This is a genomic window from Blattabacterium cuenoti (assembly GCF_014251795.1).
GTDB lineage: Bacteria > Bacteroidota > Bacteroidia > Flavobacteriales > Blattabacteriaceae > Blattabacterium > Blattabacterium cuenoti_AB.
Map to the genome: position 1 here is coordinate 257505 of NZ_CP059201.1, position 14861 is coordinate 272365.

11 protein-coding genes and 1 pseudogene are annotated in these 14861 nt (G+C 25.6%); all 12 read left to right on the forward strand.

Features of this window, described 5'->3' with window-relative positions:
• Positions 1–11: 11 nt before the first annotated feature.
• The 12 genes and pseudogenes from H0H55_RS01245 to hisS all read left to right on the forward strand — a co-directional run bounded on the left by H0H55_RS01245 (position 12) and on the right by hisS (position 14861).
• Positions 12–347, forward strand: coding sequence for an FtsL-like putative cell division protein (locus H0H55_RS01245; RefSeq protein WP_185861493.1), 336 nt, complete (start codon positions 12–14; stop codon positions 345–347).
• Entirely contained in the window at positions 344–2323 is a 1980-nt protein-coding gene (locus tag H0H55_RS01250; RefSeq protein ID WP_185861494.1) for a penicillin-binding protein, read from the forward strand. The genes H0H55_RS01245 and H0H55_RS01250 overlap by 4 nt, the downstream gene beginning before the upstream one ends.
• Positions 2320–3789, forward strand: coding sequence for a UDP-N-acetylmuramoyl-L-alanyl-D-glutamate--2,6-diaminopimelate ligase (locus H0H55_RS01255; RefSeq protein WP_185861495.1), 1470 nt, complete (start codon positions 2320–2322; stop codon positions 3787–3789). The genes H0H55_RS01250 and H0H55_RS01255 overlap by 4 nt, the downstream gene beginning before the upstream one ends.
• Position 3790: 1 nt before the next feature.
• Complete coding sequence (gene mraY, locus H0H55_RS01260) at positions 3791–4969, forward strand: phospho-N-acetylmuramoyl-pentapeptide-transferase (protein ID WP_185861496.1); 1179 nt, start codon at positions 3791–3793, stop codon at positions 4967–4969.
• Between the two features lie 4 nt (positions 4970–4973).
• Positions 4974–6337, forward strand: a pseudogene (gene murD / locus H0H55_RS01265) (UDP-N-acetylmuramoyl-L-alanine--D-glutamate ligase).
• Positions 6324–7523 carry an FtsW/RodA/SpoVE family cell cycle protein gene (locus H0H55_RS01270; RefSeq protein WP_185861497.1) on the forward strand — a complete coding sequence of 400 codons (1200 nt, stop codon included), beginning with the start codon at positions 6324–6326 and terminating at the stop codon, positions 7521–7523. The pseudogene murD and the gene H0H55_RS01270 overlap by 14 nt, the downstream one beginning before the upstream one ends.
• Positions 7513–8622 (forward strand): undecaprenyldiphospho-muramoylpentapeptide beta-N-acetylglucosaminyltransferase, encoded by a 1110-nt coding sequence (gene murG, locus H0H55_RS01275; RefSeq protein WP_185861498.1) that lies wholly within the window; start codon positions 7513–7515, stop codon positions 8620–8622. Before H0H55_RS01270 ends, murG begins: the two co-directional genes overlap by 11 nt.
• Positions 8619–10010, forward strand: a complete 1392-nt coding sequence (gene murC / locus H0H55_RS01280; RefSeq protein WP_185861499.1) for a UDP-N-acetylmuramate--L-alanine ligase — start codon at positions 8619–8621, stop codon at positions 10008–10010. The genes murG and murC overlap by 4 nt, the downstream gene beginning before the upstream one ends.
• A gap of 40 nt (positions 10011–10050) precedes the next feature.
• On the forward strand, positions 10051–10734 hold the full coding sequence (locus H0H55_RS01285; RefSeq protein WP_238784177.1) for a cell division protein FtsQ/DivIB: 684 nt from the start codon (positions 10051–10053) through the stop codon (positions 10732–10734).
• A gap of 4 nt (positions 10735–10738) precedes the next feature.
• Positions 10739–12100, forward strand: coding sequence for a cell division protein FtsA (gene ftsA, locus H0H55_RS01290; RefSeq protein WP_185861501.1), 1362 nt, complete (start codon positions 10739–10741; stop codon positions 12098–12100).
• An 11-nt stretch (positions 12101–12111) separates the two neighbouring features.
• Positions 12112–13446, forward strand: coding sequence for a cell division protein FtsZ (gene ftsZ / locus H0H55_RS01295; RefSeq protein ID WP_185861502.1), 1335 nt, complete (start codon positions 12112–12114; stop codon positions 13444–13446).
• Positions 13446–14861, forward strand: a complete 1416-nt coding sequence (hisS, locus tag H0H55_RS01300) for a histidine--tRNA ligase (RefSeq protein ID WP_185861503.1) — start codon at positions 13446–13448, stop codon at positions 14859–14861. The genes ftsZ and hisS overlap by 1 nt, the downstream gene beginning before the upstream one ends.

The following is a 14861-nucleotide window of genomic DNA, read 5'->3' on the forward strand; positions in this document are numbered from 1 at the left end:
AATAATATCAAATGAAAAAAAAAATACAAGATATTCTGAAAGGAAAATTTTTAGTAAAAAAAAATGCTTATCGTATTTGGAATTTTATTTTTTTTATTACTACACTATCTTTGATTAGCATTACTAGTTCACATATAATGGATAGAAAAATTCGGAAAATAACTCTTCTTGGTGAAGAAATAAAAGAATTAAAATCTGAATACGCAGATTTACATAGTAAATGTATGAAAATACAATTAGCTTCTTTTATAAAAAAAAAATTAGTGAATGAATTAAAAGATTTAGACTCTCCTCCATATGAATTAATCATAGATAAAAAAGATGTGGATTATCTCCAAAAAAAATGAAACAAAAAAGATATATTCTATTATATAAGTCTTATTTAATTGGTTTTTTATTCATATTTATTGCCGCATTAATTATTTTCAATTTATTTTATATTCAAAATTATTATTATTCAGAAGGATACAAAAAATCTGTTATAGAAAAAACGATTAGAACCAATTTAATTAAAGCTAAACGTGGAAATATTTATGCATCAGATAATAGTATTTTAGCAATGTCTATTGTAAGATATGATATTCACATTGATTTTAGGTCTATATCTGAAAAATTATTTCAAGAAAATGTTTATTCATTATGTAATTCTTTAGAATTTCTATTTAAAAAACCCAAATTTTTTTTCTATAAAAAATTTCGATATGAAAAAAAAAGGGGGAATAGATATTTTTTATTAGCAAAAAATTTAGATTATCCACATTTTAAAATATTACAAAATTTTCCCATTTTCAATAAAGGACAAATACGAGGGGGGTTCATTGTAGAAAAAAAGATATGTCGAATTCATCCATTGGAAAATATTGGAAAAAGAACATTAGGATATGATGATCATAGAGGAAAAGCCGGATTAGAAGGAGCTTTTAGCAAATATTTGAAAGGAAAGGATGGAAAAAGATTAGAACAACGTATTAGTTTGAAAATATGGAAACCATTGAAATCAGAAAACGAAATTAATCCAGAAGATGGAAAAGACGTTTATTCAACAATAAATATATATTTACAAGATGTCGCCTATCATGCATTACTTCAAGAGTTATCTATTTCTCAAGCAGATCATGGATGTGTAATTTTGATGGATGTAAAAAGTGGAGAAATTCCTGCTATGATCAATTTAGAAAAAACTAAAAAAAATACTTATGAAGATTTAAGAAATTTTGCAGTATGGGAAGGAAGTGAACCTGGATCAACTTTTAAAACTATGGCTATTCTTGCTGCTCTTGAAGATAAAAAAATAGATGTAGATATGATTGTCAATACTCAAGGTGGAGTCATGAAATTAAGAGGAGAAAAAATACGGGATAGTCATTACAGTGGACATGTTGAAATGAATCCAAAGCAAATTTTAGAATTTTCTTCAAATGTGGGAATAGCAAAAATTATTTATGAAAATTATAAAGAAAATCCGGAAAAATTTATAGAACACTTACGAAAATGGAAATTAGATAAAAAAATAGATATAGACATACCGGGAGAAAGTATGCCTTTTATACCAGATCCTGGAAAAAAAAATTGGAGTAGCATTACCTTACCATGGATGACTTTTGGATATAATATAAAACTAACTCCTTTACAAATACTTACTTTTTATAATGCTATTGCAAATCAGGGTAAAATGATTAAGCCTTTATTTATTAGAAAGATAAAACATCATGGAAAATGTATAAAAAAATATACAAAACCTATTGTTATGATTCCTTCTATAGCTGAGAAATCTTCTTTAATGAAAATACAAAATATGTTAGAAGGAGTTGTAAAAAATGGAACAGCTAAAAAATATTATAATTCAGAATATCCTTATGCAGGAAAAACGGGAACAACACAATTAAATTATTGGAAAAAAGGAAAACCCGTATCTTACAATAGTTCTTTTGTAGGATACTTTCCTGCTAAAAATCCAAAATATTCTTGTATTGTAGTCATTTCAAAACCAGAGAAAGGATATTACGGAATCGAGGTAGCAGTTCCTGTATTTGACAAAATAGCTAAATATATCTACACAAGAATAGGTAGAAAAATATTTTTAACAAAGAAAAAGAATAAAGAAAATTTACTCAATAAAATTGGAGAATCAAAAAATTTTTTTACTGATAAATGGATCATGCCTAATGTAGTATCTGTTCCTGGTAAAGAAATCATACCTATATTGGAAAATAGGGGTTTTCATATAGAATATGAAGGAACAGGAAAAGTATTAACTCAATCTATTCGACCAGGAAAAAAATTGAAAAAAAATCAGATGATATTTTTGAAATTAGAAGAATGAAAAAATTCTTAAAAGATGTACTACAAAAAGTACATGTGTTAAAAATGATAGGAAAAAATACTTCTAAATTTGTAGAAGGAATTTCTATGAATTCAAAAATAGTACAATCTAATATGATTTTTGTAGCTAAAAAAGGAAAAATAACAGATGGACATAAATTTATTATAGATGCGATTCAAAAAGGAGCTCATACTATAGTTTGTGAAAAAAGTCCTTCTTTTATTCATAGAAATATCACATACATATTAGTTCAAGATTCTATGGAAGCTTTAGGTATTATCTCATCTAATTTTTATGATCATCCTACAAGAAAAATAAAATTAATAGGAATTACGGGAACAAATGGAAAAACCTCTGTCGCAACAATACTTCATCAATTATTTTCTAAAATAGGAGAAAGAAATATTCTTATTTCTACTATAGGAATCAAAATATTGTCTAAAAAATATCCTACAACACATACTACCCCTGATATTATTGAAATTAATAAATATTTAAATATTTCAATACAAAAAGGATGTAAGTATGCTTTTATGGAAGTTAGTTCACATGGAATACATCAAAAAAGAATTGCAGGATTATTATTCAAAGGAGGCATTTTTACTAATATCACACATGATCATTTGGATTATCATAGATCTTTTGATCATTATTTATTAACTAAAAGGATTTTTTTTGAAAATTTATCTGAAAAAGCTTTTGCATTAATTAATTTAGATGACGAAAATTCGCATAAAATCATAAAAAAAACTTTAGCTAAAACCTATTTTTATGGAATAAAAAAAAATGCAAATTTTAAAATTCAAATTTTGAAAGAAAGCATAAATGGAAATCAATTATTAATTGATGGTCATGAAATTTTTACTCATTTGATAGGAAAATTTAATATTTATAATCTATTAGCCAGTTATGCTACAGCTATTTTATTGGGAAAAAATAAATATGATATTATTAATAAAATCAAATATGTTCAACCGATCAAAGGTCGTTTTGAGCAATTTATATCCAGTTCTGGCATTTCTATTATTGTAGATTATGCACACAATCCAGATGGATTAAAATCTATTTTAGATAATCTTAAAAAAAGAAAAAAAAATAATGAAAAATTAATTTGTGTTATAGGTTGTGGAGGAAATAGGGATATCAAAAAACGTTCTATGATGGGAAAAATTGTTTATGAAGCGTGTGATATATCTATTTTCACATCAGATAATCCAAGATATGAAAATATCAATAAAATATTAAATGATATGATAAATTTTGAATCATCTTTCAAAAAAAAATCTATTTTAACCTTTGTAAAACGAGAAAGAGCTATTCAAGCTGCTATTCAGATTGCTCAAAAAAAAGATATTGTTCTAATAGCTGGAAAAGGACATGAAACTTTTCAAGAAATTAAAGGAAAACGTTATGATTTTAATGATATGAAAATAGCTAAAAATTTGTTAAAAACTTACTCTAAGTAAGATGATTAATTTTTTGAAATACTTTTTATTGATTATCAATATCAATTCTATTTTTTATAGAGCGATTATCGCTTTTTTTTTATCGTTTTGCATAGCTTTTATTTTATATAAAAAAATTATATGTTGGAATCGAAAAAATAGTATTATAGGAGAACAGATACGAGATCTTGGACTTTTTGGACAAAAAGAAAAAGAAGGGACGCCAACTATGGGAGGTGTTGTTATGATATTTTCAACATTAATTTCTACAATATTATTTTCTACATTACATAATGTATATATACTCATGTTGATAATGACTACATTGTATATGGGTTGTATTGGATTTATAGATGATTATATTAAAATCAAACATAATAAAAAAGGACTTAATATAATGTGTAAAATATTAAGTCAAATTCTATTAGGAATTTTTGTTGGGAGTACTATGTATTTCAATTGTATTAAAAAACAAAAAATAGAATCAAAAAATTTTCCTATAAAAAAAGAATATGAATTAAAAACCAGTATTCCTTTTTTTTCTTCCATATATCAAAATAATGAATTTGATTATACTAATATTTTGAGTTGGTATAATAAAAAATGGAAAAAATATACATGGACTATTTTTATTCCTATTGTTATTATAATTATAACATTTGTATCCAATGGAGCGAATTTAACTGATGGAATAGATGGATTAACAGCTGGAATTTCTTCTATTATTTTTGTTACATTATCTTTATTATCTATAATTTCCAGTAATAAAATATATTCCTCATATTTTAATTTTATCTATATACCTCATATAGAAGAAACAATCATATTTTCTTCTTCTTTTTTAGGAACTTTAATAAGTTTTCTTTGGTATAATACTTATCCAGCTCAAATTTTCATGGGAGACACTGGAAGCTTAACTATAGGAGGAGTCATGGCTACACTAATTATTATAAATAAAAAAGAATTCATACTACCTATTTTAGGTGGAATTTTTTTCGTAGAAAATATTTCTGTAATTATACAAGTCTTGTATTTTAGGTATTCTAAAAGAAAATATGGCATAGGAAAAAGAATTTTTCTTATGGCTCCTTTACATCATCATTTTCAAAAACTAGGATATCATGAAAATAAAATTTTTAATCGTTTTGTGATCATACAAATGATACTTTCTATGTTAGTATTTATTTTATTAATTATTTAAAAAAATGAAAAAAAAATTCATAGTTATATTGGGTGGAGGAGAAAGCGGAGTAGGGGCAGCTTTATTAGCTAAAAATAATGGATTAAAAATATTTTTATCTGATTCTGGAATTATCACGGATGAATATAAAAAAATTTTAATAAAAAATCAAATTCCTTTTGAAGAAAAAGGACATACGGATAATTTCATTATTCGAAATGCTATGAAAGTGATAAAAAGTCCTGGAATTTTTTATAAAAAAAATTCTTTGATAAGAAAGATCAACTCTTTAGGGATTCCCATCCAATCCGAATTGGAATTCGGTAAAAGTTATATCAATAATTCTTATATCATAGGAATCACAGGAAGTAATGGAAAAACAACAACTTGTTCTATTATTTATCAAATACTGAAAAAGTCAGGTATACATGTAGGAATTGCAGGAAATATTGGACGTAGTTTTTCTAAAGAAGTTATAAAAAAAAAGATGTTTACGTATTAGAAATGAGTAGTTTTCAATTAGATGATTGTTATAATTTTAGGTCAAATATTGCAGTACTATTAAACATAACAAGAGATCATTTAAATATATATGAGAATTTTGAAAATTATATTGATTCAAAATTTAGAATAGCGACTTTTCAAAAAAAAGAAGATATTTTGATTTACAATCATGACGATCCAATTATAAGAAAAGGGTTAAAAAAATATCCTATTATATCTCATTGTATTCCTTTTTCTATAAAAGAAGAATTGCATATAGGTGCTTATATAAAAAATCATAAAATATTTATTCGAAATAAAAAAAATGAAGAAATAGATTTTCTATCTATAGAAGATATTCCTTTAATAGGAGATCATAATTTCTATAACATAATGGCTTCATTGATTATATCAAAAATATTAAACGTAAAAAAAAAATTAATAATTTCCATATTATTAAAATTGAAATCTATAGAACACCGTATGGAAAAAATACACAATATAAATGGAGTACAATTCATTAATGATTCTAAAGCTACTAATGTAAATGCAGTTTTTTATGCGTTAAAAAGTGTGAATGCACCTATAATATGGATAGCAGGAGGAGAAGATAAGGGTAATAACTATATAGAATTAATTCCATTGGTTAAAAAAAAAGTAAAAGCTATGATTTGTTTAGGACAAAACAATGAAAAAATTATAAATTCTTTTAAAAATATCATTAATATTATTTTGGAAACAAAAAATATGAAAAAAGCTGTTTATATGGCTTATATGTTATCTTCTCATGGAGATAATATTTTATTTTCTCCTGCTTGTTCTAGCTTTGATCTTTTTAAAGACTATCAAGAAAGAGGAAATAAATTTAAACAAGAAGTAAGAAAACTGATTTATGAAAATTTATAAAAAAAAAGATTTTTTTTTAAATAAATATATAAAAGGAGATAGATATTTATGGGCTTTTATATCTTTGTTGGCTATATTTTCTTTTTTACCAGTTTATTCTGCTAGTACAAATTTAGTTACTACATATGGAGGGTCAAATACAGTGTTTAGTTATTTATTAAAACATGCTATTTTTTTATTAGTTGGATTTTGTATCCTTTTTGTTACTCAATTTATAGATTATAAATATTTTTATCGAATGTCTATTCTTTCCATGCCTATAGTATTCATTTTATTAATTTTCACTATAAGTCAAAGAAAAGAATTAGATGGAGTGAATGCTTCTCGTTGGCTACACATTCCAATTATTAACATATCTTTTCAAACTTCTAGTATTGCTGGATTAGTTCTATTCATTTATTGTGCCAGATATTTAGCTAATAAAAAAAAAATAAACTTTATAAATTCTTTTTTTCCCTTGTTATTTCCAATATTTCTTATCATTGGATTAATTTTTCCTGCTAATGGTTCTACTGCTGTTATTGTTTTTCTATCCGTTTTAATTTTGCTTTTTATAGGAGGATACCCATTTATAAGTGTTATAGGAGTTCTTTCAATGGGTATTTTATTTTCTGGAATATATATTTATTCTGTTATTAAATGGGGATATAAGAACCCAATGAATAGGGTATATACATGGAAAAGTCGTATAGAAAAATTTTTAGATCATGAATCGAAAGAAAGTTATCAAATGAAACAATCTAAAATGGCTATTGTTTTAGGAAATAAATTTGGTCGTGGTCCAGGTAAAAGTGTTTTAAAGGCTTTTCTACCACAATCTTCTTCAGATTTTATATATGCTATTATAATAGAAGAATATGGGTCTGTTGGAGGTGTTATCCTTTTATTTATTTATATACTAATTCTAATGAGAATTATGATAATAGCTACGAAAGTAACAAATTATTTTTGTTCTTTGTTAGTTCTTGCTGTAGGGTTTCCTATTATCAATCAAGCTCTCATTAACATGGGAATAGCTGTTGGTTTATTTCCAGTAACAGGACAAACTTTACCTTTAATTAGTGCTGGAGGAACTTCTATGTGGGTTACTTTTTTTAGTTTTGGCATTATATTAAGTGTTAGTAAAATGATATATAAAAATTCCACTAATGACTCAAATTATAATATAATTCATCATGAATCATGATATTTTATCATATAGAATAATTATTGGAAGTGGAGGAACAGGAGGACACATATATCCGGGAATAGCTATTGCTAATGAACTTAAAAAACAACTTCCGAAAGTTAATATTCTGTTTATAGGATCTAAAAATCATATGGAAATGCGAGAGATTCCAAAATTCGGATATCCCATTGAAAAAATTTGTCTTTCAGGTGGAAAGGATAAATTTCTTTCTATATCTGGTTTCATTTTATCTATACAACTAATATATAGTTTTTTTTTAGCAAATAAAATTATGAAAAAATTTTCTCCCGATATAGTTATCGGGACAGGTGGATTTATCAGTTTTCCTACCTTATATGCTGCAAAAAAGAATAAAATACCTATCTTAATTCAAGAACAAAATTCTTTTCCTGGATTAACTAATAGAATATTTTCTCGTTATGCGAATAAGATATGTATTGCTTATGAACAAGCAAAAAAATCTTTTCCAAAAGATAAAACGATCATAACTGGAAATCCAGTTAGATCTGAAATATTGCAATTACCTAGTAAAGAAAAAGCTTGCATTCATTTAGGATTAAAAAAAACAAAACCTATTATTTTATCTATAGGAGGAAGTCAAGGGTCTCATAGTATGAACAATGCTTGGATAAAAGGATTAAAAAAAATAATAGAATTGGATATGCAACTGATTTGGCAGGTAGGAAAATTTGATATTCATAAGATTAAAAAAAATAAAATGTTTTATCATTCGAATATCATATTTATGGAATTTATTGAAAATATCCCTATATGTTATGCTGCGGCAGATATCATTGTATCTAGAGCTGGAGCTTTAACTATATCAGAAATATGTATAATAGGAAAACCATATATATTAGTACCTTATCCTTGGTCTTCAAATGATCATCAAAATAAAAATGCTAAAATATTAGAAGAAAAAGAGGCCGCTTTAATTGTAAATAATGAGGATATAGAGAAAAAATTAGTGAATTCTGTTGTCAAATTAGTGAATGATTCTAATATGAAAAACAAAATGAGAAAAAATATATTAAAATTAGGAAAACCTCAAGCAACAAATGATATTGTAAACGAAATTTTACAAATTATTTTATGAATTTAAAAAAAATTAATTTTTTTTATTTCTTAGGAATAGGAGGAATAGGTATGAGTTCTCTAGCTAGATATTTTAATACTATGGGAAAAACTGTTTATGGTCATGATCAAAATAAAACTTTTTTAACAAAGGAATTAGAAAAAGAAGGGATATCCATCAATTATCATGATAATATTGAAATATTACCGAAATGGATATTATCCAAAGAATGTTTGATTGTATATACACCAGCCATTCCTAAGCATCATAAACAATGGACATATTTAAAAAAATATGGAAAAAATATAAAAAAACGTTCTCAAGTATTAGCTTTAATTACAGAAAATGAAATTTGTATTGCTATAGGAGGAACACATGGGAAAACAACTACTTGCACCTTATTAGGACATATTTTATATAGCGTAGGAATGAATGTTACTGCTTTTTTAGGAGGGATATCTGAAAATTATCAATCAAATTTGATATTGAATAATGTATTAAACGGAAGAAAATTTTTTTTGGTAGAAGCTGACGAATTTGATTATTCTTTTTTATATTTGTCTCCTAATATAGCATGTATCACATCTTTTGACCAAGATCATGTAGATATTTATCCAATAGAAAATGACTTGAAAAAAGCTTATGTTGCTTTTTCCAATAGAATAAAAAAACCATATAAAAAAATTTTTCTTTGCAAAGAAGAATGTAAGAAAGAGTCTTTTATATGTGGGAACACTATATATTATTCCGTTATAAAAAAAGATAATTATTATGCTAATCATCTTTATATAAAAAAAAATAAATGGTACTTTGATTTTCATACTCCAAGAGAAACATGGAAATCTTTACCTTTACCTATTCCTGGTCTACATAATTTAAAAAACGTTACTGCAGCATTAGCTATATCTGATTATCTTAAAATAACTCAAAAAGAAATTAGAAAAGCTTTATTTTTATTTAAAGGAATTAAAAGAAGATATTCTATTCATTATCAATCTTCAAAAAAAATATATATAGATGATTATGCACATCATCCAACAGAAATTAATGCTTTGATATCTACTGTCAAAAAATGTTTTCCTAATAAAAAAATATTGGGTATTTTTCAACCTCATTTATTTAGTAGAACTAAATTTTTTGAAAAATCTTTTGCAAAAAGTTTGGAAAATCTTGATATTTTAATTTTACTAGACATTTATCCAGCTAGAGAATTAGATAAAAAAAATGGAATTAATTCCAATAATTTATTAGAAAAAATAAGAATAAGTTATAAAGAAATATCTACTTTAGCCAAAGTTTTAGAAAAAATTAAAAAAAAACATTTTGATATTATTTTGACAATGGGAGCTGGAGATATAGATACTTTAATTATTCCTATCAAAAAATGGTTGAATAAACAATATGGATAAAAATAATAAAACATTCTTTATCCTTATTTTATTCCTATATATGATTTGTTTCATTTCGCTTTTTTATTTCTCTCAAAAAACACATCAAAACAGAATTTTAAAAAAATTTCATATTATCATTTATCCTTTATATCAAAATCATTTTGTAAATGAAAGAATTATTAAAAATATTCTATTCCATAAAACAGAAAAAATTGAAAAAAAAATCGGTCAATTATGTATATTGAGAATGGAAAAAAAACTCAATGATTATCCTTTTATAAAAAAATCTGAAGTGTTTCTTAGTATAGATGGGACTCTGAATATTAAAATTTTGCAAAAAGAACCCATATTAAGAATCAAAAATGGAAAAAGAGAATATTATCTTACTAAAGATGCAGAGGATTTAGAACTTTCTTCTTTTTTTTCATCAAAAGTCCTTTTAGCAAAAGGACCTTTTTCAAAAGAAGAAAAAAAACATTTAACTAATTTAGTAAAATTTATAAATTCCGATAATTTATTAAAAAATCAAATTATTAGCATAAAAAAAAATAATAAAGATTCATTTATTTTAATTCCAAAAATCGGTAATCATCATATTATATTGGGAAATATAAAAAATTTTAAAAATAAATTGAATAAATTAAAAGCATTTTATAAGCAGTACCTAAATAAAATAGATATTAATCAATATCAAAGTATTGATTTACAATACAAAGACCAAATAGTTGCAAAAAAAAGATAAGTCTATGGAATATCAAGATATAGCTATAGGTCTTGATGTGGGAACCACGAAGATTGTAGCTATGGTAGGAAGGAGAAATGAATATAATAAAGTTGAAATATTAGGCATAGGGAGATCTAAAAGTGTAGGTGTGCATAGAGGAATTGTAAATAATATAACTCAAACAATTGAAGCTATTCGTGAAGCTATATCTGAAGCAGAGCATAGTTCTGGTTTAAAAATCAAAGAAGTTATTGTTGGAATAGCAGGACAACATATTAGAAGTTTACAACACAATGATTATATTACTAGATTAGATTTTGAAAATGTCATTAGTCAAAATGATATACAAAAATTAATAGATCAAGTTCATAAACTAGTTATGCAACCAGGAGAAGAAATTATTCATGTTCTTCCTCAAGAATACAAGGTAGATAGTCAAGCAGAAATAATAGAACCTATAGGAATGTATGGAAGTCGTTTAGAAGCAAATTTTCATGTAGTAGTAGGACAAATATCTTCGATACGTAATATTGGAAGATGTGTCAAAGCTGCAGGATTAAATTTATCTGGAATGACTTTAGAACCTTTAGCTTCTGCTGAAGCAGTTTTAAGTACTGAAGAAAGAGAGGCAGGTGTTGCTTTAGTGGATATAGGAGGAGGAACTACGGATATTGCGATATTTAAAGATAATATTATCCGACATACTGCCGTGATTCCTTTTGGGGGAAATGTCATTACTGAAAATATAAAAACGGATTGTTTAATTATCGAACGACAAGCAGAATTACTAAAAATAAAATTTGGATCTGCATGGCCAGGAGAAAATAAGGAAACAGAAATTGTTTGTATTCCTGGATTAAGGGGTCGTGATCCTAAAGAAATTTCTTTAAAATATCTTTCAAAAATTATTCATACACGAGTATGTGAAATTTTGGAACAAGTAAATGTAGAAATAAAAAATTATGGAAATGAAGAACAAAAAAAAAGACTAATTGCAGGATTAGTCATGACAGGTGGAGGTTCTCAACTGAATCATATTCGTCCATTAACAGAATATATTACTGGAATGGATGTTCGTATAGGTTATTCTAATGAACACATTTCAGGAGGAGAAAACGGGATTATTAGTCATCCAGAATATGCTACATCTATAGGATTAATAATTAAAGGACTTGATGATAAAAAAAAATATCTTTGTACAAACGCAGATATGGGACATAAAAATGATGAAAATTATGAGTTTATTTCTCCAAAATTTTATAATAAAAATCGTAGATTCAATTATGACGAAGATCATAAAAAGAAAAAAAATAAACCAAAATCAAAATCTTTTCTTGAAATTTGGGCAGATAAGTTCCGTCAAATATTGAATGATACAGAATAATCAACCATGAAATGAAAAAAGAAGATTTTATACCAAAAAAAGAAAACGTTCAATTTGGATTGAAAAAAAATCGTTCAGCTTCTATAAAAGTAATTGGAGTAGGAGGAGGAGGAAGTAATGCTTTAAGTCATATGTTTGAACAAGGAATTACTGGTGTAGATTTTATAGCGTGTAATACGGATGCACAAGCATTAAAAAATAATCCAGTCCCTATAAAAATTCAGTTAGGTGCTTCTATTACAGAAGGATTAGGGGCTGGAGCTGATCCAGAAATAGGGGAAAAAGCCGCATTAGAAAGTTTGGAGGAAATAAAAAGTATTTTAGATTCTAATACTAAGATGACCTTTATTACAGCAGGAATGGGTGGAGGAACGGGAACTGGTGCTGCTCCAATTATTGCAGGAATTTCTAAAGAAAAAGGAATTCTTACTGTAGGGATCGTTACGATTCCGTTTCATTTTGAAGGAAAGATGAGATTAAAACAAGCTCAAAAAGGAATAGAAGCATTAAGAAAAAACGTGGATTCTCTCATTGTTATTAATAATGATAAATTAAGAGAATTATATGGAAATTTAGGATTCAAAGCTGGTTTTGCAAAAGCAGATGAAGTTTTAACTACTGCAGCTAAGGGGATTGCAGAAGTCATTACTCATCATTATAAACAAAATATAGATTTAAGAGATACAAGAACCGTTTTAAAAGAAAGTGGAACAGCTGTTATGGGTTCTTCTATTGCGGTTGGAGAAAATAGAGCTAAGGAAGCAGTTGTCCAAGCTTTGGATTCTCCATTATTAAATGACAATAAGATTACGGGAGCAAAAAATGTTCTTCTTCTTATTGTTTCAGGAAAAATAGAAATTACTATAGATGAAATAGGAATTATAAGTGATTATATACAAGCTGAAGCAGGTAACAATGCTAATATTATAATGGGTTTAGGAGAAGATGAAAGTTTGGAAGAAAGCATTTCAGTCACCATAGTAGCGACGGGATTTCCTACGGATGTACAACGGGTTATTAATCACGAAGAAAAAAAAATATTTCATAGATTAGAAGAACCTTATGAACAAAAATTAAAAAAAATGGAAGAAAACCATTCTTATTCTAAACGAATCGATCCTTATTATTCAAAATCAAATCATTTAGAAAAATCTTGTTATAAAAATAAAAAAGATTCATCAAATCAAAAAAAAAATATTTTCGATCAATCTATCAATTCAAATTTTTTGATAAAAAAAAAATATATGCTAGAAGATAATTTCGATCTTCCTATTTCATCCAATGAAATAATATTAAAAAATCGTATTCGTAAAAAAGAAAATAATACAAATCAAGAATTCAATTAATGTTTCTTAACATTCCTAAAGGAACCAGAGACTTTTCATCTATTGAGATGAATAAACGCAATTATTTAATTCAAACTATTCGAAAAAAATTTGAACTTTTTGGTTTTTATTCTATAGAAACTCCTGCTATTGAAAATATTTCCACTCTTGTTGGAAAATATGGGGAGGAAGGAGATTCCTTAATATTTAAGTTGTTACATTCAGGTAATTTTTTAAAAAAAAGGATTTTAGATTTTTATAAAAAAATAAAAAATGATAAAAAAACAGTTAATGTTGCAAAATGCTTAACTGAATATATATCTAATAAGGCTCTTAGATATGATTTAACGGTTCCTCTTGTCCGTTATGTAGTTATGCATAGAAATGAAATTTTTTTTCCTTTTAAAAGATATCAAATACAACCTGTCTGGCGTGCAGATAAACCTCAAAAAGGAAGATTTAGGGAATTTTATCAATGTGATGCAGATACAATCTCTTTATCTTGGTCTTTATGGGAAGAAATAGAATTAATTCAGCTTTGTGACGAAATTTTTACTAAACTAAATTTTCCTATTCTTATCTATATTAATCATAGAGATATATTAAAAGGATTAGTAAAAATGGCTGGAATAGAAAATAATTTATGGAAATATTTTACGACCTCTTTAGATAAATGGAATAAAATTGGAAGAGATTTAGTAAAAAAAGAAATGCTTCATAAAGGAATTTCATCTAAATCATTTGACAAAATTGCATTTTTTTTCGATATGAAAGAAAATTTCTATAATAAAAAAAAGTATTTGACTTTAGCTTTAAAAGATTTTGAAAAAGGTAAAAAAGGAATTAAAGATTTAAGTTTTATTTATGATAATATAAAAAATATTTCTTTACAAAAAACAAAATTAGAATGGAATCTTTCTTTAGCTAGAGGAATGAATTATTATACAGGAACAATATTAGAAATTGTACCATTCAACAATAGGAGTTTTATTTCTATTGGAGGAGGAGGGAGATATGATGGATTAGCTAATTTATTTGGAATGAACAACAATAACAACAATGTTTGTGGAGTCGGAATTTCTTTAGGTTTAGATCGAATTTATTTAGCAATGGAACAAGAAAACTTGTTTCAAACTATCTATAATTATCCTTCAAGAGTTTTATTTATTAATTATGGAAATGAAGAAGTTTTATATGCGTACAAAATCATAAAATTTTTCAGAAAAAAAGGAATTTCTACTCAATTATATCCTCATGCGGATAAAATAGGAAAACAATTTAGATATGCTAATGATAATAATATTCCATTTGCTATTAGTATAGGAAAAAATGAAATCAAAAGAAATAAAATTAGAATGAAAAATATTCAAGAAAGAATAGAAAAAGAATATGATTGCATTAACGATGTTGTGAATCAATTAATGAAAAAATTATAA